General features: G+C 76.4%; 22 protein-coding genes. 12 read left to right on the top strand and 10 right to left on the bottom strand.

Going from position 1 to position 19,019, the window contains the following annotated elements:
• Positions 1-24: 24 nt before the first annotated feature.
• Complete coding sequence (locus tag FA014_RS09325; protein ID WP_230323001.1) at positions 25-1,071, bottom strand: response regulator; 1,047 nt, start codon at positions 1,069-1,071, stop codon at positions 25-27.
• Between the two features lie 107 nt (positions 1,072-1,178).
• On the opposite strand from FA014_RS09325, the gene FA014_RS19955 reads away from it, so the two are divergent.
• Both FA014_RS19955 and FA014_RS19950 read left to right on the top strand, forming a co-directional pair.
• A complete protein-coding gene (locus tag FA014_RS19955) occupies positions 1,179-1,523 on the top strand; it encodes a hypothetical protein (RefSeq protein WP_195969223.1) in 345 nt (114 codons plus the stop codon).
• A gap of 122 nt (positions 1,524-1,645) precedes the next feature.
• On the top strand, positions 1,646-1,984 hold the full coding sequence (locus tag FA014_RS19950) for an STAS domain-containing protein (RefSeq protein ID WP_158369897.1): 339 nt from the start codon (positions 1,646-1,648) through the stop codon (positions 1,982-1,984).
• 12 nt (positions 1,985-1,996) lie between these two features.
• Here FA014_RS19950 and FA014_RS09315 read toward each other — a convergent pair whose 3' ends face one another.
• Positions 1,997-2,302, bottom strand: coding sequence for a DUF2087 domain-containing protein (locus FA014_RS09315; protein ID WP_154729408.1), 306 nt, complete (start codon positions 2,300-2,302; stop codon positions 1,997-1,999).
• Positions 2,303-2,550: 248 nt separating this feature from the next.
• Here FA014_RS09315 and FA014_RS09310 point away from each other — a divergent pair, with 248 nt between their 5' ends.
• The 3 genes from FA014_RS09310 to FA014_RS09300 all read left to right on the top strand — a co-directional run bounded on the left by FA014_RS09310 (position 2,551) and on the right by FA014_RS09300 (position 6,404).
• On the top strand, positions 2,551-3,195 hold the full coding sequence (locus tag FA014_RS09310) for a hypothetical protein (protein ID WP_154729414.1): 645 nt from the start codon (positions 2,551-2,553) through the stop codon (positions 3,193-3,195).
• 146 nt (positions 3,196-3,341) lie between these two features.
• On the top strand, positions 3,342-5,708 hold the full coding sequence (locus FA014_RS09305; protein ID WP_195969222.1) for a transglycosylase domain-containing protein: 2,367 nt from the start codon (positions 3,342-3,344) through the stop codon (positions 5,706-5,708).
• A gap of 174 nt (positions 5,709-5,882) precedes the next feature.
• Positions 5,883-6,404, top strand: a complete 522-nt coding sequence (locus tag FA014_RS09300; RefSeq protein WP_154729406.1) for a hypothetical protein — start codon at positions 5,883-5,885, stop codon at positions 6,402-6,404.
• A gap of 21 nt (positions 6,405-6,425) precedes the next feature.
• On the opposite strand, the gene FA014_RS09295 is transcribed toward FA014_RS09300, so the two are convergent.
• Positions 6,426-6,590, bottom strand: a complete 165-nt coding sequence (locus FA014_RS09295; protein ID WP_154729405.1) for a hypothetical protein — start codon at positions 6,588-6,590, stop codon at positions 6,426-6,428.
• Between the two features lie 171 nt (positions 6,591-6,761).
• Between FA014_RS09295 and FA014_RS09290 the strand changes: the two genes are divergently transcribed.
• Positions 6,762-7,373 (top strand): M15 family metallopeptidase, encoded by a 612-nt coding sequence (locus FA014_RS09290; RefSeq protein WP_154729404.1) that lies wholly within the window; start codon positions 6,762-6,764, stop codon positions 7,371-7,373.
• Positions 7,374-7,411: 38 nt separating this feature from the next.
• Here the strand turns inward: FA014_RS09290 and FA014_RS21020 are convergent, their stop codons facing one another.
• Positions 7,412-8,959: a GAF domain-containing protein gene (locus FA014_RS21020; RefSeq protein WP_154729403.1), complete on the bottom strand. Its 1,548-nt coding sequence runs from the start codon at positions 8,957-8,959 to the stop codon at positions 7,412-7,414.
• Between the two features lie 115 nt (positions 8,960-9,074).
• Entirely contained in the window at positions 9,075-9,647 is a 573-nt protein-coding gene (locus FA014_RS21015; protein ID WP_328288189.1) for an ArsR/SmtB family transcription factor, read from the bottom strand.
• A gap of 162 nt (positions 9,648-9,809) precedes the next feature.
• Between FA014_RS21015 and FA014_RS09275 the strand changes: the two genes are divergently transcribed.
• The 3 genes from FA014_RS09275 (at position 9,810) to FA014_RS09265 (ending at position 13,167) form a co-directional block, all read left to right on the top strand.
• On the top strand, positions 9,810-11,150 hold the full coding sequence (locus FA014_RS09275; protein ID WP_154729402.1) for an APC family permease: 1,341 nt from the start codon (positions 9,810-9,812) through the stop codon (positions 11,148-11,150).
• 117 nt (positions 11,151-11,267) lie between these two features.
• On the top strand, positions 11,268-12,467 hold the full coding sequence (locus FA014_RS09270; RefSeq protein WP_154729401.1) for an LLM class flavin-dependent oxidoreductase: 1,200 nt from the start codon (positions 11,268-11,270) through the stop codon (positions 12,465-12,467).
• Positions 12,468-12,546: 79 nt separating this feature from the next.
• Positions 12,547-13,167: an FMN reductase gene (locus tag FA014_RS09265; protein ID WP_154729400.1), complete on the top strand. Its 621-nt coding sequence runs from the start codon at positions 12,547-12,549 to the stop codon at positions 13,165-13,167.
• A gap of 16 nt (positions 13,168-13,183) precedes the next feature.
• On the opposite strand, the gene FA014_RS09260 is transcribed toward FA014_RS09265, so the two are convergent.
• The 4 genes from FA014_RS09260 to FA014_RS19945 all read right to left on the bottom strand — a co-directional run bounded on the left by FA014_RS09260 (position 13,184) and on the right by FA014_RS19945 (position 17,066).
• Positions 13,184-15,433, bottom strand: a complete 2,250-nt coding sequence (locus tag FA014_RS09260) for a SpoIIE family protein phosphatase (protein ID WP_154729399.1) — start codon at positions 15,431-15,433, stop codon at positions 13,184-13,186.
• A gap of 109 nt (positions 15,434-15,542) precedes the next feature.
• Positions 15,543-15,920, bottom strand: coding sequence for a fluoride efflux transporter CrcB (gene crcB / locus FA014_RS09255; protein ID WP_154729398.1), 378 nt, complete (start codon positions 15,918-15,920; stop codon positions 15,543-15,545).
• On the bottom strand, positions 15,917-16,432 hold the full coding sequence (locus FA014_RS09250) for a fluoride efflux transporter FluC (protein WP_230323000.1): 516 nt from the start codon (positions 16,430-16,432) through the stop codon (positions 15,917-15,919). The genes crcB and FA014_RS09250 overlap by 4 nt, the downstream gene beginning before the upstream one ends.
• Positions 16,419-17,066, bottom strand: coding sequence for a response regulator transcription factor (locus FA014_RS19945; protein WP_195969221.1), 648 nt, complete (start codon positions 17,064-17,066; stop codon positions 16,419-16,421). Before FA014_RS19945 ends, FA014_RS09250 begins: the two co-directional genes overlap by 14 nt.
• Positions 17,067-17,214: 148 nt before the next feature.
• Here FA014_RS19945 and FA014_RS09240 point away from each other — a divergent pair, with 148 nt between their 5' ends.
• The 3 genes from FA014_RS09240 to FA014_RS09230 all read left to right on the top strand — a co-directional run bounded on the left by FA014_RS09240 (position 17,215) and on the right by FA014_RS09230 (position 18,451).
• Positions 17,215-17,643: a phage holin family protein gene (locus FA014_RS09240; RefSeq protein WP_230322999.1), complete on the top strand. Its 429-nt coding sequence runs from the start codon at positions 17,215-17,217 to the stop codon at positions 17,641-17,643.
• Positions 17,644-17,747: 104 nt separating this feature from the next.
• Positions 17,748-18,176 (top strand): phage holin family protein, encoded by a 429-nt coding sequence (locus FA014_RS09235; RefSeq protein ID WP_154729396.1) that lies wholly within the window; start codon positions 17,748-17,750, stop codon positions 18,174-18,176.
• Complete coding sequence (locus tag FA014_RS09230) at positions 18,173-18,451, top strand: DUF3618 domain-containing protein (protein ID WP_154729395.1); 279 nt, start codon at positions 18,173-18,175, stop codon at positions 18,449-18,451. Before FA014_RS09235 ends, FA014_RS09230 begins: the two co-directional genes overlap by 4 nt.
• A gap of 10 nt (positions 18,452-18,461) precedes the next feature.
• Here FA014_RS09230 and FA014_RS09225 read toward each other — a convergent pair whose 3' ends face one another.
• Positions 18,462-18,938: a methylated-DNA--[protein]-cysteine S-methyltransferase gene (locus FA014_RS09225; protein ID WP_230323002.1), complete on the bottom strand. Its 477-nt coding sequence runs from the start codon at positions 18,936-18,938 to the stop codon at positions 18,462-18,464.
• Positions 18,939-19,019 lie beyond the last annotated feature (81 nt).

Here is a 19,019-nt window from a genome sequence, read left to right as displayed (position 1 = left end):
CGCGCCGGCCGCGGGGCCGGGTGGTCACGCCGGCCACGCGCCCGCCCCGGCCCCGCCCCCCGCGCCCGGGCCGACGCCGCCGGTGTCCCGCACGATCTCCAGCGGCTCCACCGCCCGGCCCGACCCGAACCGCGACCAGTACCGCGCCGTCGCCCGCACGACGTCGGGCTCCAGGTAGTCCCGGATCCCGACCTGGGACGCGAAGCAGGCCAGCATCGCGAGCTTCGTGCCGAGGTGGTCGTCGACCGTGACGAACCGGTTGGGGCGGAAGTCCACCGTCGCCGACGGGCTCTGGTAGCAGGCGACCGTCCCCAGCCCGCGGGTGCCGACCATCGTCGCGTCGTGCACGGCGCGGTGGTCCTGGTGCCGGTCGTTCGCGCTGTGCGTGTAGACGACCGCCGGGCGCACCTGGTCGACCACGCGCTCCACGATCTCGAGCGTCGGCCCGGCGACCGGGATCCGGGTGTCCGGCAGGTCCTCCAGGACCAGCCGTGCGCCGATCAGGGCGGCCGCCGCGCGCGACTCGCCCTCCCGGTCCGTGACGTCCCCGCCGCGCGCACCCCGGGACAGGGTGAGCACCACGACGGTGTCACCGGCCGCCCGGTGCGCGGCGAGGATGCCGCCGGCCCCGATCTCCACGTCGTCCGGGTGCGCGCCCACCGCCAGGACCACCGGCCGGGCCGCCAGCGCCGCACGGCGCCGCTCGCCGAGCCGGCGCACGACCTCGACCAGCTCGCCGGCGGCGACGGGCTTGGTGAGGAACTCGTCGGCGCGCTGCCGCAGTGCGCCGACCGCGTACTCCACCGACACGTGGGCGGTCATCACCACCACGCCCACGTCCGGGGCGCGGTCGCGGAGCAGCCCCGCCAGCTCCAGGCCGGACGTGCCGGGCATCTCGATGTCCGTGACGACGACGTCGGGGTCGAACCGCGCGAGGGTGCCGGCGATGTCCGAGGCGTCGGGCAGCACCACGACCTCGCAGCCCGCCCGCCGCTCCAGCACGGTGCCCGTGTACGCCGCGACGTCGGGGTCGTCGTCCAGGACGACGACCCGCAGTGCAGTGCCGGTCAAGCGGTTCCCCCAGCGTGGATCGGGTGCCGGGCGGCCCGACCGGCGCGCCCCGGCCATGCTCCCAGATTCACCCGTCCGGCGGCGGGCGAGGCGCGAGGGCCGCGCGCATGATGCCGTCATCGGACGGGGAGGCGATGATGCCGCACCACTCGGACCTGCCGCGCCTGGCAGCGCTCGACGACACGACGCTCGCGCGGGCCCGGACCGTCCTGGTCCACTCACCCGACCCGTCCGGGGACGGCGACCTCGTCTGGACCCTGACCGTCCTGGACGACACCGGGGACCCGCTCTGCCGGGAGCGGCTCAGCGCGCCCGACTGGCCCACGCCGCTCGCGGAGATCATCGCGCCGCACCTGGACGTCGCCGGGCTCCGGGTGGTCGGCGGCTGGCGGACGGACCTGGGCGAGGACGACCTGCCGCGGCACGAGGCGCGGGTCCGCCGCGAGGCGTGACCTCGCCGGGGCCCCGCGCGCGGGTCGTCGCACCTGGACGCGGGCGGCGGGCACGCCCGCGCGTGCCTAGGGTGGGGGCGACCGGCGGCGCACGCCGGCGGGGCGCGGCGGAAGGGGCGGACGTGGAGATCGCGGTGCAGCGGATCGGGGGCCCCGTGGTGGTCCTGCGTCCCCGGGGACGGCTCACCGCGGGCGACGCCCCCGAGCTGCGCGCGGTCGTGGCCGACCTGGTCGAGCAGGGGCGCACGAAGCTCGTGGTCGACCTGGAGGAGACGACGTTCCTCGACTCCTCCGGCCTCGGGGCCCTCATCGCCGGGCTGCGCGCGACCCGCACCGCCGGCGGCGACCTCACGATCGCCCGGCCGACCGGCCAGGTCCTCGACGTGCTGACGCTGACGACGATGATCCGGGTGCTCCCGCCGCACGAGACCGTCGCGGACGCGTTCGCCGCCCTCGCCTGAGCCCCCCGCCGGTCAGAGCGGGTCGAACTCCGTGACCCGCGTCCGCCAGTACTCCGCGCCGTCGCGGGTGCGGGTCACCAGGCCGGCCTCGACCAGCTCGCGTCGCAGCCCGACCGGGTCGCGGGCCAGCTCGGCCAGCCGGTCCGTCAGCGCCCGCTCGCCGACGGGCTCCTCGAGCGGCAGGACGCCCTGGGCCACCCAGCGCAGGACGAGGTCGCGGTCGGCGCGGCGCCGGGGCAGGTGCTCCAGCCGCCCCCGCACGAGGAACCGCTCGGGGTCCGCGGGGCGCCCGCCAGCCGGCGCGTCGTCGTGTGCCATCCCGGCAGCGTAGGCAGCGAGCGGCCCGGGTCCCCAGCCGATTGTCGCGGGCCCACCCGATCGCCCGGGTGGGCTCGCGACGATCGGGAGGGCACCCGGCGGGTGCGTGCGGTGGCGGGTGGCCCGGGGGCCGGTGATCCTGCCCCCCCGGCGGGGCGGGCGCGCCGACCGGTGCGCACCGGGAACCGGGGAACCCGGACGCGGGCCGGGGCGTTCCACCCGGGTACCGACGACGAGAGGTGACGACCATGGGCTTCCTGGACCGCCTGCTGGGCCGCGAGCCCCGTGGGTCGCAGCCGCGCCGGCAGCCGGCCGCGCCGTACCCCGCCGACCGGAGCCCGGCCGACCCGGACCAGGCCGCGATCGAGCGGTACCGGTACCTGCTGCGCACCGCACCGCCGGACGCCATCGAGCAGGCGCACGCCGAGGCGTTCGCCCGGCTCACCCCCGAGCAGCGCCGGCAGGTGCTCGACGGCCTCGCCGCGGAGGTCCCGCCCGGCGAGCGCGCCGCCGACGACGACCCGCGCTCGCTCGCCCGGATGGCGACGCGCGCCGAGCTGCGGCAGCCGGGCACGCTGGAGCGGTCGTTCGGCCGGGGAGCGGGCGGCGTCGGGATGGGCGGCGGCGTCGGGATGGGCGGGATGATCGCCGGCTCCCTGCTCGCCAGCGTGGCCGGGGCGTTCGTGGGCACCGCGATCGCCGACAGCCTGTTCGACCTGTCCGACGCGGGCGGCTCCGGCGACGCGGGCGCCGAGGGCGCGGACGCCGGCTCCGAGGCCGACGCCGGTTACGACGGCGGCGACGTCTCCGCGGACGACGGCGGCTGGGGCGGCGACGGCGGCTGGGGCGGGGGCGACTTCGGCGGGGGCGACTTCGGGGGCGGCGACTTCTGACGCCGCGCGGCGCCCACCGGCGTCGTCCCCGCACCGGGTGACCCTCACCCGGCGCGGATGACTCCCCCGGGGTCCGGGCGCGACCTGCGCCCGGACGCCCTACCGTGGCGCACATGGCACCCGGCGGGGGTCGTACCGCACGGCGCATGACCGTCACGAAGGCGGTCGCGCTGGTGCTGGCGTTCGTCCTCACCGCCGTGCTGGGCGGGGTGCTGACCGCGGGCCTGCTGCTGCCGACGGTCGCCGTCGCGGACGGCACGACCGAGCTCGCGGTCGAGGCGTTCGAGGACCTGCCGACCGAGCTCGAGCGGCAGCCCCTGTCCGAGCGGTCGACGGTCCTCGCGGCCGACGGCACCACCGTGCTCGCGACGTTCTGGGCCGAGAACCGGGTGGTCGTGCCGCTGACGGCGGTCGCGGAGCCGCTGCGGCAGGCGGTCGTCGCCATCGAGGACAAGCGGTTCTACCAGCACGGCGGCATCGACCCCGAGGGCATGGTCCGGGCGATGGTGCGCAACCTGCAGTCGTCGGGCCGCACCGAGGGCGCCTCGACCCTGACCCAGCAGTACATCAAGAACGTCCTGATCGAGCAGGCGGTCCGCTCGGGCGACCCCGCCGGCGCGGAGGCGGCCCGCGAGGCCGACGGGCCGGAGGGCTACGCGCGCAAGCTCCGGGAGGCGAAGCTCGCGATCGCGCTCGAGAAGGAGATGACCAAGGACCAGATCCTCGAGGCGTACCTGAACATCGCCCAGTTCGGCGTGAACACCTACGGGGTCGAGGCCGCGGCGCAGCGGTACTTCAGCAAGCCGGCCGCCCAGGTGTCGTACCTGGAGGCCGCGACGATCGCCGGGATCACCCAGAGCCCGACCGCCTACGACCCCGTGCGCAACCCCGCGACCGCCCAGGAGCGGCGCGACCTCGTGCTCCGCCTCATGCACGACCAGGGCTACCTCACCGCCGACGAGCTCGCGGCCGGGCTGGCGACACCGATCGCGGACACCCTGCACGTGGACACCCGGCCGGTCGGCTGCATGGCGGCGGAGGTGACGGTGCCGGGCTCCGGCTACTTCTGCGACTACGTGACCAAGGTGATCCGGAACGACGCCGCGTTCGGCGCGACCGAGGCGGAGCGGGTCGACCGGCTGTACCGCGGCGGGCTGACCATCACGACGACGCTGGACCCCCGGGAGCAGGCGCTCGCCGCGGACTCCGTGCTCGGCGGCGTGCCGGCCGAGGACCCGTCCGGGGTCGCGACCGCGCTGGTCACGGTCGAGCCCGGGACCGGGAAGATCACCTCGATGGCGCAGAACCGCCGGTACAACAACACCGAGGAGCACGGAGAGCGCGAGACCGCCGTCAACTACAGCACCGACTTCGCGTACGGCGGCGGCAGCGGCTTCCCGCCGGGGTCGACGTTCAAGCCGTTCACCCTGGCGCAGTGGCTGAAGGAGGGGCACAGCCTGTCCGAGCGGGTGAACGCGACCCGGTTCTCGTACCGGTTCAGCGAGTTCCGGACCTCGTGCACCCGCCTGGACCCGCGCACGGAGTACCGGTTCGCCAACGCCGAGGGCCCCCGGTCGGGCGGGGTGATGACGGTGCTCGACGCGACCCGGAACTCCGTGAACTCCGGCTACATCGCCATGGCGTCCCAGCTCGACATCTGCGGGGTGTTCGACACCGCCACCGCGCTCGGGATCCACAAGGCGGGCGGCTCGTCCGGGGAGGGCCCGTTCGACCCGCTGCCCGCGAACGTGCTGGGCTCGAACTCGGTGTCCCCGCTGTCGATGGCGGCCGCGTTCGCCGCGTTCGCGAACGGCGGCACGTACTGCGTGCCGGTCGCGATCCTGTCCGTGACCGACACCGACGGGCAGGCGCTGCCGGTGCCGCCGGGCGGCTGCACCGCGGGGGCGCTGGAGCCGCGGGTCGCCAACGCCGTGACCTACGCGCTGCAGAACGTGTGGAGCGGCACCGCCGCGACCGACCCGCCGCCGTTCCCGTCCGCCGGCAAGACCGGCACGACGTCGCACAACGAGCACACCTGGTTCGTCGGCTACACCCCGCTGCGGGCGACCGCGGTGTGGGTGGGGTTCGCCGACCGGATGGTCCCGATGCAGCGCATCACGATCAACGGCCGGTACATCCGGAACGTGTTCGGCTCGTCGGTGGCGGTGCCGATCTGGAAGTCGTTCATGACCCGGGCCCTCGAGGGCCAGGCCGTGCCGGGGTTCGCGGCGCCCGAGCAGGACGAGGTGCTCGGCCGGCAGGTGGCGGTGCCGTCGGTCGTCGGCCGGGACGTCGGCGCGGCCCAGGCCTCGCTGCAGCGGGCGGGGTTCCGGGTGTCCGTGGCACCGGCGGAACCGGACCCGGCGGCGGCGGGCACGGTGCTGCGGCAGAGCACGTCCGGGACGGCGCTGCCCGGGTCGACCGTCACGCTCGTGCCCTCGGCGGGCCCGGCGCCGGCGCCGCCGGCTCCCCCGCCGGCCGCACCACCCGCGGCACCGCCCGCGCCGCCCTGAGCGCGCTCCGGCACGGCCCGTCGGGCCCGGCCCCGTCGGCACCGGCGGGGTGCGGCCCCGCACCCGCACGACCTGGGGCGGATCGGCGGTCCACCCGCGGGATGACCGGCGGCGCGGCACGACCGTCCCGGGAGCCGACGCGCACCCGCGGGCCCGGTCCCTAGCGTCGAGAGCATGGACCGCACCCCGCTCACCAGCACCCCGCCGCGGACTCCCGAGCGCCGGCTGCTGGGCGTCCTGTCGCTCGGCGCGGCGGCCGTCCTCCTGCTGAGCGCGTGCGGCGGTGCGGTCGCGGACGCGCTGGGCCGGCAGCCCGACCCGCGGGCGACGACGTTCGCCACCGGCGCGGACGCGAAGGCCGGCGCGGCGCTGCCCGAGTGGGCGCCCGACGGGGCCACCGACGTCCGGGTCAAGCAGCGGCCCGGTGGCTCGGAGCGGATCGTGACGATGCGCGCGCGGCTCGAGGACCTGCCGGACGACTGCGTCCCGGTCTCGGCCGAGCGTCCGCTGGCGCCGCACCCGGCGGACGGCGGCGACCCCGGGGACTTCCGCTCGGTGTCGACGCTGGCGGCGGACTGGTGGCCCGCGGAGGCGGAGCAGGACGCCACCGTCATGTGCGGGGCGTGGTGGGTGGGCGAGCGGGACGGCGTGCTCTACGCGTTCACGCCGGAGCGGCGCACGGTCCCGGTCGGCTGATCCCCGCCCGGAGGACGGGCCTCAGGCGGAGACGGCCAGCTCCGCCCGCTCCTCCACCGTCGCCACCACGACCAGCTCGCCCGTCTCCTCGTCCACCACGGCCACCGCGCGGGTGCCGCAGTCGCACAGGAGCTCGACGCCGTCGCCGTCGTCGAACCAGATGCACACGTGCCGCTGACTCCTCATGCCCACGACGGTACGCACGACCACCGACACGGCCGGTGCTCCGCACCCCGCGTGTCGCGATCTGCCGCGGGATCACGCGGGAGGCGTCCTCGCCGGCGCGACCGGCGGCCTCAGTTCGCGCGCCGCGCTGCCGATGGGGAACGGTGCACCCCGGGGGAGGAACCGCACCGCATGAGCCTCGACGGCATCGCGTCGATCAACCAGCGCATCGCCGCCATCCAGGCGACGATCGGGACGCTGGCACCGACGCCCACGACCACCACCAGCGGCACCGCGTTCGCGCAGGCGCTCGCCCAGGCCGTCGACGGCTCGTCGACCGCCTCCGGCGCCGCGTCGTCCGGCTCGGCCGGGACGCCCGCGTCCGCCGCGACCAGCACCGCGCGGAACGCCGACGGCGTGCCCGTGGCCCTCGCCGGGTACGGCAACGGGAAGATCCCCGCCGAGGCGCTGCACGAGGTCGGCGGCACGGGCCACCGGCTGTGGGCCCCCGCCGCCGACGCGCTGGACACGCTCATCGCGGACGCCGCGCGCGACGGCGTGACCGTCGGCATCACCGACTCCTACCGGTCCTACGAGGCGCAGGTCGACGTCGCCGCCCGCAAGGGCCTGTACTCGCAGGGCGGGCTCGCCGCGGTGCCGGGCACCAGCGACCACGGCTGGGGCATGGCCGTCGACCTCAAGCTGGACGACGCGGCCCAGTCGTGGATGCGCGCGAACGGCGGCCGGTACGGCTTCGTCGAGGACACCCCGCGCGAGCCCTGGCACTGGGCCTACACGGCCTGACCCCGGCCCCGTCGCCCGCCCCGCCCGGCCCGGGCGGGTCAGTCCAGGATCGCGCGGGTGACGGCGACCTGCTCCGTCAGGACCCCGCCGATGGTCTGCTGCGTCTCGTTGATCCGCTCCACGACCCCGCCGATCTGCGCCAGCGACGCGATGACCCCGTCGACCTGCTGCTGGATGGTCCGCACCTTGTCGCCGACCTGCGTGGTCGCGGCGGCCGTCTCGTTCGCGAGCTCCTTGACCTCGTGCGCGACGACCGCGAACCCGCGGCCGGCGTCGCCCGCGCGCGCCGCCTCGATCGTGGCGTTGAGGGCGAGCAGGTTCGTCTGCGCCGCGATGCCCTGGATGACCGTGACGACCTGGCCGATCTCGGCGCTGGACACCCCGAGCCCGGCCACGTCCCGGTTCGCGTCCTGGGCGAGGCGCTGGCCGTCCGTGGCGACGGTGGTGGCGGCGAGCACGTTGCGCTCGACCTCCTGGATGGACGTGACGAGCTCCTCGCCGGCGGTGCGCAGCCGCGCCGCCCCGGCGTGCCGCTCGAGCGCCTGGGCCACCAGGAACGCCGTGTTGCGCAGCGCGTCCGCCCGGCCCGGCGACAGGGCGAGCGTGGTGGTCGCGAAGAAGTCGAGCGTGCCGACGACCCGGCCCCCCACGACGATCGGCAGGCACACCCCCGACTGCACGCCGGCGCGCTGCGCGGCGGGCGCGCGCACGCAGTCCGTGAGCTCGCCGAGGTCCGGCACGAACACCAGGTCCCGCGCGCGCCAGGCCCGGCCCGCCAGGCCGACGCCCTCGCTGAACGAGGCCGCGCGGGTCACCTCGCGGAACTCGGCGCCGGCGTCCCCGTCCTCCTGGACGAACACGAGGGCGCGCTGGACCTCGTCGACCCGCCAGTACGACCCGTACGCCCAGCCGAAGCCGTCACGGATGGCGGCGAGCGCGCGGCTCAGCGCCTCCTCGGCGGACGGCGCGCCGGTGACCTCGTGGATCACCCGGTTGACGGCCTCGATGTCCTGCAGCGCCTCGGCCTGGCGCTCGGCGGTCGCGACGCGCTCCAGGGCCTGGCTGACCAGGACGCCGATGCTGCGCAGGGTCGCGAGGCGCTGCGGCGAGGGCGTCAGCGTCTCGGTGGTGAAGAAGTCCATGGTCCCGGCGACGACGCCGTTCTCCAGCAGCGGGAAGCAGATCCCGGACCGGACGCCGGCGCGCTGCGCGGCGGGGGCGCGCACGCAGTCGGTGAGTTCGCCGAGGTCCGCCACGAACACCAGGTCCCGGTGCCGCCAGGCCCGGCCGGACAGCCCGACGCCCTCGCTGAACGACGCGGCGCGGGTCACCCGGCGGAACTCCTCGCCCGCGTCGCCGGACTCCTGGACGAAGTGCAGGGCGTGGTCGGCCTCGACCCGCCAGTAGGAGCCGTAGGCCCAGTCGAACCGCTCCCGGACGACGTCGAGCGCCGCGCGCACGGCCTCCTCGGACGTCGTCGCGCCGGCGAGCGCGTGCACGACCGCGGTGACGGCGTCGATGTTCGCGCGGGACTCGCTCAGGTCGGTGGCCGCGGTCGGCGGCTGGGGGCGGGTGCGGGTGAACACGTGGCTCCTCGTGGGTCGGTACCCCTGGTGAGGACCCCATCGACGCCCACGGGACCTGCGTGAGCGGATCGCGCGCCGCGAACCGGGTGATCCGGGCAAACGCGGCCGTTCGGACTCAGGCGCCGGGCGGGTCGTCCGCCGGGTCGTCGTCGGGGACGATCACACGCGCGCCGAGGTCCCACGGCTGGAACACCCGCTCGCCGTCCATCCGGAACCGCAGGGTCCGCTGGGTGCGCACCCGCGGGCCGGGCGCCGCGTCGTCGTCGGGCTCGACGACGTCACCCACGGCGGGTGCGGCGGACGGTGCAGGCCGTGCCGGCGCGGCGGGCTGCGCGGCGACGGTGCGGGGCTCCCCGCCCTCGGGCCGGTCCGCGCCGTCCCCCAGCAGGACGTCGTCCAGCCGCCGGTAGCGGAACTCGGCCTCCCGGCGGTTCCGCTCGATCCACATCGTCATGAGGTCGAGCACCTCGGTCTCCAGGTGCGCCGGCCGGCGCTGCGCCTCCCGCCGGCGGCTGACGAGCCCCGCCCTCTCGAGCACGCGGAGGTGCTTGGACACCGCCTGCGGCGACACGTCGTACGGGGCCGCGAGCTCGCCGACCGTGGCGTCCCCCGTCGCGAGCCGCGCGACGAGGTCCCGGCGCAGCGGGTCGGCGAGCGCCGCGAACACCTGGGTGAGCGGGTCGGCCACGAGTCCTCCAGACGGGTGGGTGGGTGACGGCCGCCGTAGCGTGCCACGACCGGGCCGCTGACCACAACCGCACGGTTGCACAACCGCTGCGTCGGTTCCCACCGGAACCGGCCGCGCCCGGCTCGACGCGCGCGCCGGGCCGCTCCCGCCGATACTCGGCCGGTGACGACCGACACCACCACCGAGAAGCAGCCCGGGCTCCGCCGGGCCGTGACCGGGCCGCTGCTGTTCCTGTTCATCCTCGGCGACGTGCTCGGCGCCGGCGTCTACGCCCTCGTCGGCGAGCTCGGCGCCGAGGCCGGCGGGGCCATCTGGCTGCCCCTGCTGGTCGCCCTGGGGATGGCGCTGCTGACGGCGGCGTCCTACGCGGAGCTCGTGACCAAGTACCCGAAGGCGGGCGGCTCGGCGGTGTTCGCGCAGCGGGCGTTCGGCAGCCCCCTGGTGTCCTTCCTGGTCGGCTTCTGCATGCTGGCGGCGGGCGTGACGTCCGCGGCCGGCCTGGCCCTGGCGTTCGGCGGCGACTACCTGTCGGTGTTCCTCGACGTGCCGCCCGTGCTCACCGCGATCGTGTTCCTCGCGCTGGTGGCGGCGCTGAACATGCGCGGGATCAAGGAGTCGCTGCGCGCCAACGTCGTCATGACCGCGATCGAGCTGTCGGGCCTGGTCCTGGTCGTGATCCTCGGCGCCGTCGTCCTCGGCCGCGGTGACGGCGACCCCGCCCGCGTGCTCGAGCTGCCCGCGGAGACCTCCTGGGCCGCCGCGGTGCTGGGCGGCGCGCTGATCGCGTTCTACTCGTTCGTCGGCTTCGAGACGTCCGCGAACCTCGCCGAGGAGGTCACCGACGTCCGCCGGGTCTACCCGCGCGCGCTGTTCGGCGCGCTGCTGGCCGCGGGCGTCGTCTACCTGCTGGTCGGCCTGGTCGCGCCGGCCGTGGTGGCGCCCGAGGACCTGGCGGCGTCGAGCGGCCCGCTGCTCGAGGTGGTGCGCGTGGCGGGCGGCGTCCCGCTCGAGGTGTTCTCCGCGGTGGCGCTGGTCGCGGTCGCGAACGGCGCCCTGCTCACCATGATCATGGCCAGCCGGCTCACCTACGGCATGGCGCAGGAGGGCCTGCTGCCGCCGGTGCTCGGGCGCGTGCTGCCGGGCCGGCGCACCCCGTGGGTGGCCATCGTCGTGACGACGGTCGTCGCGATGGTCCTGGCCGCGACCGGCGAGCTCGTCGACCTGGCGTCGACCGTCGTCCTGCTGCTGCTGTTCGTCTTCCTCAGCACCAACGTCGCGGTGCTCGTGCTGCGGCGCGACCGCGTCGACCACCCGCACTTCCGGGCGTGGACCGCCCTGCCGGTGCTGGCGGTCGTCACCTGCCTGGTCCTGCTGACCCAGCAGGAGGCCCGGCACTGGGCGCTGGCCGGGGTGCTGCTCGCCGTCGGGCTGGTCCTGCACCTGGTGACGCGCCGGTCCAGCCGCCGGGCGCACGACGAGGCCGCCGCCGAGCCCGTCGGCTGACCCGCACGCGCCGCCGCCGCCGGGCCCGGGACGATGGTCCCGGGCCGCGGAATAGATCCGCGCACGCCCTCGTTGGGGCGCAAGTACATGCAAACGCATTGACTTGAGGAGCGCGAGATGCAGTTCGGAGTCTTCACGGTCAGCGACATCACGCCTGACCCCCACACGGGCCGCGCGCCCGACGACACCGAGCGCGTCCGGTCGATCCTCGCGATCGCCGAGCACGCGGAGGAGGTCGGCCTCGACGTCTTCGCGACCGGCGAGCACCACAACCCGCCGTTCGTCGCGTCGTCCCCGACCACGATGCTCGGCTACCTGGCCGGCCGCACGAAGAACATCGTGCTCTCGACGGCCACCACGCTGATCACCACCAACGACCCGGTGCGGCTGGCCGAGGAGTACGCGATGCTCCAGGTCATCTCCCAGGGGCGGATGGACCTCATGATGGGCCGCGGCAACACCGGCCCCGTCTACCCCTGGTTCGGCCAGGACATCCGCCAGGGCATCCCGCTCGCGATCGAGAACTACGCCCTGCTGCGCCGCCTCTGGGAGGAGGAGGTCGTGGACTGGGAGGGCAAGTTCCGCACCCCGCTGCAGGGCTTCACCTCCACCCCGCGGCCGCTCGACGGCGTCGCGCCGTTCGTGTGGCACGGCTCGATCCGCAGCCCCGAGATCGCGGAGCAGGCCGCCTTCTACGGCGACGGGTTCTTCCACAACAACATCTTCTGGCCGATGAGCCACACCCGGCAGATGGTGCAGTTCTACCGGCAGCGGTTCGAGCACTACGGCCACGGCCGCGCGGACCAGGCGATCGTCGGCCTCGGCGGCCAGGTGTTCATGCGGAAGAACTCGCAGGACGCGGTGGACGAGTTCCGCCCGTACTTCGACAACGCCCCGGTCTACGGCCACGGCCCGTCGCTGGAGGACTTCTCCGCGCAGACGCCGCTCACCGTCGGCTCGCCGCAGCAGGTCATCGACCGGTACGCCGCCATGCGGCACGACGTCGGCCACTACCAGCGCCAGCTGTTCCTCATCGACCACGCCGGCCTCCCGCTCAAGACGGTCCTCGAGCAGCTCGACATCCTGGGCGGCGAGGTCGTCCCGGTGCTCCGCAAGGAGATGGAGTCCGACCGCCCCGCCGACGTGCCGTCCGGCCCGCCGACGCACGCCGAGCGCGTGGCGAAGGCCCGCGCCGCCGGCCAGGTGCACGAGCAGACCGTCGCCGCCGCCGACCACTGGACCGGGAAGACGGCCGAGGACGACGCCGCGGCCGCCGACGCGGTCACGGGGCGCCAGGGCGCCGCGTCGGGGATCTGACCCCCGGAACATCCCCGCCCGGTGGCGGGTTCCACCCGCCACCGGGCATCCGCACCACCCAGCACGAGGAGCACCTCCCATGACCGAGCGCCACATCGTCGCGCTGTCGGCCGGCCTCGGCCAGCCGTCCTCCACCCGCCTGCTCGCCGACCGGCTCGCCGAGGCGACGGCGACCGAGCTCGCCGACCGCGGGCAGCGCCCGGAGGTCCGCGTCGTCGAGCTGCGCGACCACGCGCACGACATCGTGAACGCGATGCTCACCGGCGTGCCGAGCCCGACCCTGGCCGACGTGATCGAGGCCGTGACCGGCGCGGACGCGGTGATCGCCGTGACCCCGCTGTTCACCACGACCTACTCCGGCCTGTTCAAGTCGTTCGTCGACATCCTCGACAAGGACTCGCTGACCGGCATGCCCGTGCTGCTCGGCGCGACCGGCGGCACCGCCCGGCACTCGCTGGCCATCGAGTACTCGATGCGCCCGCTGTTCACCTACCTGCGGGCGGACGTCGCCACGACCTCGGTGTTCGCGGCGACCGACGACTGGGCCACGGGCGCCACCGCCGGCGAGCCCAGCCCGCTGCCCGCCCGCATCCGCCGGGCCGGCGCCGAGCTGGCGACCACCGTCGCGGCCCGCGGCCCGCGCGGCCCGCAGGACCCGTTCGCCGACGCGCCGTCCTTCGCGGACCTGCTCGGCGGCTGACGGCCGCCACCCGGGGTCAGTCCCGGGCGAGCAGCACCACGGTGGCGTCGTCGTCCGACGCCGGGTCCCGCAGGCGCGCCACCAGCGCGTCCAGGTCCCCCGGCGCCGGGCGGCCGACCGCCGCCAGCGTCCGGTCCAGCGCCACCCGCAGCGACTCGCGCCGCCGCTCGACGACGCCGTCGGTGACCAGCAGCAGCGCGTCGCCGGGGTGCAGGGTCGTCCGCCCGGAGGCGGGCTCCCCCGTCAGCAGGCCGATCAGCGGCGAGCCCAGCACGGGCTCCCACGCGGCCGTCCCGTCCGCGCGCACGACGAGCGGCGGCAGGTGCCCGGCGCCCGCGTACTCGACGGCGCCGGAGGCGGGGTCGAGCACGGCGACCGCCATCGTCGCCATCTGGCCCGGCAGGGTCCACCGCGCGAGCGCGGCGACCCGGGACAGCACGACGGCCGGCGGCGCGGCGTCCAGCAGGTAGGCGCGGGTCGCGTTGCGCAGCTGCCCCATCGCCGCGGCGGTCGCGAGCCCGTGGCCCGTGACGTCGCCGATGGTCAGCGCCAGCCGGCCGTCCGCGAGCCGCAGCACGTCGTACCAGTCGCCGCCGACCTGCCCGGTGCCGGCGGGCTCGTAGCGGGCGTCCAGCGACCAGCCGGGCACGAGCGGCAGCGACGTCGGCAGGAGCGTGCGCTGGATCGCGCGCGCCGCGTTCACCTCGGCCCGGCCCCGGTGGAACAGCGCCTCGACCAGGTAGGTGCGCAGGTCGGCGGCGTTCTGCACGTGCCGGTCGTCCCAGGGCAGCGAGCGGCCGCGGACCTGCTCCCGCCACAGGTCGAACGACTGGCGAGGGCTCAGCCGCACCCCGTCGCCGTCCGGCACCGCGAGCACCTTGTGGTGCGGGTCGCCGCCCCAGTCGACCGTGCGCACGACCTCGCCCCGCAGCCAGACCACGGTGCCGCCGTCGGGCAGCGGGAGGGCGACCGCCCCGGCGACCCCCGGCACGTCGGGGGCCCCGGGCTCCTCCGCCAGCCGGTCGGTGGCCAGCACCTCGCCGACCGAGGACGCCCACGCCGCCAGCGCCCGGAGGCCCGCGCCGTCCGGGACGTCGCCGAGCGTGAGCACGTCCGACCCGATGCTCACCACCACGCCGTCGGCGGGCACGAGCGCGAGCAGGTCGCCGGTGCGGGTGAGCGCCTGGGCCAGCCGCACCTCCTCGTCCCGGCTCGCGCCGACCAGCCGGGCCAGCACGCCGGACGCCCGCCGGGTCTCGGCGACCGCGTCCTCCTCGACCTGCGCGACCAGCCGGGCGGACAGCGCGACGCCGAGGAACTCGGCGGCGGCACGGACGCCGTAGGACGGCGCGTGCGGGCCGCTGTAGTGGTGGCACGCCACCATGCCCCAGAGCTTCCCGTCCCGGAGCAGCGAGATGGACATGGACGCCCGCACGCCCATGTTGCGCAGGTACTCGCAGTGGATCGGCGAGACCGAGCGCAGGGTCGCGAACGTCAGGTCGAGCGGCCGGCCGGACAGCGGGTCCGCGGCCGGGAGGACCGGCACCGGCACGTAGTCGACGTCCGAGATCAGCCGGATCCAGCTCTTCTCGTACATCGCCCGCGCCTGCGCGGGGATGTCGGACGCCGGGTAGTGCAGGCCGAGGAACGGCTCCAGGTCGTCCCGCCTCGCCTCGGCGACGACCTCGCCGTTGTACTCGGCGTCGAACCGGTAGATCATCACGCGGTCGAACCCGAGCAGCCGGCGCGCGTGCCGGGCGGCGATGTCGTACAGCTCGGTGAGCTCGCCGGCGCGGTTGAGGTCGGCGATCGCGTCGCGCACGCTCTCGTAGGTGCTGCCGTAGGTCAGCGGGCGCGGCCCGTCGGCGGGCTCCAGCTCCACGACGAACACGGGGCCGGGGTCCGCGAGGGTCGCCGGCGGCGGGCGGTGCACGACGACGTCGAGCTGCACCGGGCCGTCGGGCGTCGCGACCTCGACCAGCCCCGGGTTGCGGGTGCGGTGGTCGGGCACGGCGGCGAGCTGCTCCAGCACCACGCGGGCGGCCGGGACGCCGAGCACGTCACCGAGCGGCGCGCCGAGCACCGCGTCGACCGGCCGGCCGAGGACCGTCGCGACGTTGGTCGAGGCCTGCAGCACCACGCCGCCGTCGTCCTGGACCACCAGCAGCACCCCGCGGGGCTGGACCGATCCGGGGATGTGGATCGGCTCCCGGGCGCAGTTGTCCAGGTCGATCGGCGCACCGGGCGCCACGAAGGCCTCGCTCAACGCCGTGTCCTTCCGGTCGGAGGACCCGACCAGGTGGGCCGAGCGACCCGCGCGCGGCGACGCGGTCCCCGGCGACCCTCGCAAACCCGGACGACCCGTGGCAAGTGGGTCAACCGGCCCACAGGGCGGTGAGGCCGAGCCCGGCCGCCGCGGCGGCCACGGTCAGCACCATCGTGCCCAGGAGGTTGGCCAGCGCCCGGCCCCGCTCCCCCGCCTGCGCCAGCCGGACGGTCTCCACGGCGGCGGCGGAGAACGTCGTGTACCCGCCGCAGAACCCGGTCGCGAGCAGCAGCTGCCAGGTCGGTGCCAGGCCCAGGTAGAGGTGCGCCCCGGCGACCAGGCCGATCAGCAGCGACCCGATCACGTTCACCGCGATCGTCGCCACGGGCAGGATCGTGCGCCCGCGCGCGCGGATGGTGCCGTCGACCCAGAACCGGGTCGCGGCACCGAGCCCGCCCAGGACCGCCACCAGCAGCGCGTCGGTCACCGCGCGCCCGCTGCCCGGCGCGTGCCGCGCCCCGCGGCGACGGACACGGCGGCGACGCCGGCCGCCGCGCACAGCGTCCCGCCCACCAGCGACGCCGCCGCGTAGGCCAGCGCGGTCCCGACCGCCCCCGAGGCGAGCAGCCGCTCGACCTCCAGCGCGAGTGAGCTGAACGTCGTGTACCCGCCCAGCACGCCCGTGCCGAGCGCGAGCCGCACCCGCTGGACGCCCGGCGTCTCCGCTCCGCGGCGACCGAGGACCTCGAGCAGCACCCCGAGCAGGAACGCGCCGGTGAGGTTCGCGGTCAGCGTCCCGACCGGCCAGCCCTGCTGCGGCGGCAGCGCCTGGGCCAGCCCGTAGCGGCCCAGCGAGCCGACGGCACCGCCCGCCGCGACGAGCAGCGCGAGCCCCGCGCGGTGGTGCGCCGGGCGCGGGGCGGGCAGGGGTGCGGGTCGCGTGCTCGTGCGGGCCTCCGGGGCGGGTGGGGGTGCGGGCCGCCGCTCATCCTGCCGCACCGGGCGCCGTGCCCGTGCGGTAGGCGAGCGCCGCCAGGACCCGCGGGCTCACGTCCGGCCCGGCCGCCCCCAGCGCGCGGTAGACCACGGCCAGGTGGTTCTCCACCGACCGCGGCGACAGCCCGAGCGCCCGCGCCGCCGCGCGGTTGGACAGGCCCTGCGCCACGAGTGCGAGCACCGCGCCCTGGGCGGTCGTCAGCCCGGCCACGGGTGGCGCCGCCCCCGCCCCCGGCCCCAGGACCGCCTGGCCGTCCGCCGTCGCGACGACGGCCCGGGCCAGCGCGCCCGGGTCCGGGCACGCCCGCCGGGACACGTGGCTCCACGGTCGCGGGGTCCGGCCGCGCAGCGCGAGGACGACGTCCGACGCGTCCCGCCCCGACAGCAGCAGCACGGCCAGGTCGGGGTCGCGCTCCTGGAGCCGCAGACCCAGCTCCACGCCGGTCCCGTCCGCGAGGGCCTCCTCGACCACCAGCACGTCCACCGTGCGGGGGTCCACCCGGTCGAGCGCCTCCCGCCGGCCCGCGAGCCGGTGCAGGACCGCCACCCGCGGGTCGGTCTCGAGCCCCTGGGCGAGGGCGGCGCGCGACAGCGCCTCGTCCACGACGAGGGCCACCCGCACGATGCGCCCGACCACGGGGGCACCGTACGCCCGGCGGCGCACCGCGCACGCGCGCCGAGGACCCCTCCCGGTGACTAGGGTGGTCCCACCGGGCGAACCAGGTGGGACCGGAGCCGCCGCGAGGACGCGGCGCGCGGTCCCACGTCGCGACGAGGAGGGCACCGTGACCGACGCCGAGGAGCCGCGCCGGGGCCTGTTCGGCCGGCTGGCGGAGCCGCTCGCCGAGCGCACCCGCGAGCGGATCGAGCAGGTCGAGGACCGCGTGCGCCGGTCCGTGCAGGCCGAGATCGACGCGGTCACCCGCTCCGTGCGCGCCCGTGCCGTCGAGGTCCGGCCGAGCGCCCTCGCGTTCGCGTCCGCGCTGCTGCTCACCGTCTTCGGCCTGGCGCTGCTCGTCACGGCCGCCGTGGTCGGGCTGGCGGAGGTCGTCGACCTGTGGCTGGCGGCCGTCCTCGTCGGCGTGGTGCTCATCGGCGCGGCCGCGGGCCTCGCCGCCTGGGGCCGGCACCGGCTGCCGGAGCGGGTGCGCGCCACGCCCCCGGCGCTCGGCCCGCCGCGCGACGCCGACCTCGTCCACCCCTGGACCGACTGACCCGCACCACCCACCGCGCGGACCGCCGCGCCGTCCCACCTGCGCAGATCACGCGGACGGGCCAGACTGGGGCGGAACGCCTCCCGTCCACGAAGGAGCACCGGATGACGACGACATCGGGCAGCGGGTCCGGCCCGGACCACCAGTCGATCGGCCAGCTCATCAGCCGGCTCGGCGAGCAGGCCGCACGGCTGGTGCGCGCGGAGATCGACCTGGCCAAGGCCGAGCTCGCCGAGAAGGCCAAGGCCGCGGGGATCGGGATCGGGCTGCTCGCCGGCGCCGCGTTCTTCGGTTTCTTCACGTTCGCCGTGCTGATCACCACCGTGATCCTCGCGATCAGCGAGGGCCTGGCGCCCTGGCTCGCGGCGCTCATCGTGCTGGTCGTGCTCGCGATCATCACCGGGGTCCTCGCGCTGGTCGGCGTGAAGAGCCTGCGCAAGGGCACCCCGCCGACCCCCGAGAAGGCCGTCGCGGGCCTGAAGCAGGACGCCGAGACCGTCCAGAAGTCCGTCAAGGAGGGCCTGAGCCGATGAGCGACTCCCCCACGCCGAAGCCGACCATCACCGCGCTGGAGACCGAGGTCGCGCTGACCCGCGCGGAGCTCGCGGGCACCGCGGACGCGCTCGCGGAGCGGCTGAGCCCCAAGCGGCAGGTCGCGGACGCGCGGTCGGCCGCGGAGAAGCTCTGGCGGGACGCGGTCGGCACCGACCCGGCCGCCGACCCCGCCAACCGGAACCGGGCGCGCGGGATCCTCGCCGGGGCCGTCGGGGCACTCGCCCTCGTGGTGGTGCTCGCCGTCCGGCGCTGACGGCCGCGGGTCAGCCCCGCGCCTCGTGGGCGAGCAGCACCCGCTTGGTGTCGAGCCCGTAGTAGTAGCCGCCCAGGGTCCCGCCGCTGCGCAGCACCCGGTGGCACGGCACGAACGGCGCCACCAGGTTCCGCGCGCACGCGGAGCCCGCGGCGCGCACCGCCGTGGGGCTGCCCGCCGCCGCGGCCAGCTCGGCGTACGTCGCCGTCGACCCCGGCGCGATCGCCCGCATGGCCGCCCAGGCGCGCTGCTGGAACGGACCGCCGGGCTGCGCCACCGGCACCGTGTCGAGCGCGCCCGTCTCGCCGGCGAGGTAGCGGGCCGCCGCGTCGGCGACCAGGGCGGGACCGGCGCCGCGCGCGGCCAGGCCGGCCGGGCCCACGACCTCGTGGCCCCGGACCGCGAGGTCGAGCGGCAGACGGGCCGCCATGACGGCCACCGGCCCGAAGCCCGCGGCACGGACGACGCCGTCCTCGGTGAGCAGCACGGCCAGGTCGCCGGCCGGCGACGGGAGGACGGCGGCGAGCAGGGGCGCGGCGGGGTCGAGCGGCGGCGCGGCGGGCGCGGG

The sequence above is a fragment of the Cellulomonas hominis genome, from assembly GCF_005239125.1.
GTDB classification, from domain to species: domain Bacteria; phylum Actinomycetota; class Actinomycetes; order Actinomycetales; family Cellulomonadaceae; genus Cellulomonas; species Cellulomonas hominis_A.
The sequence above is the reverse complement of the archived record's forward strand: the minus strand, read 5'-3'. Positions and strand labels throughout refer to the sequence as shown.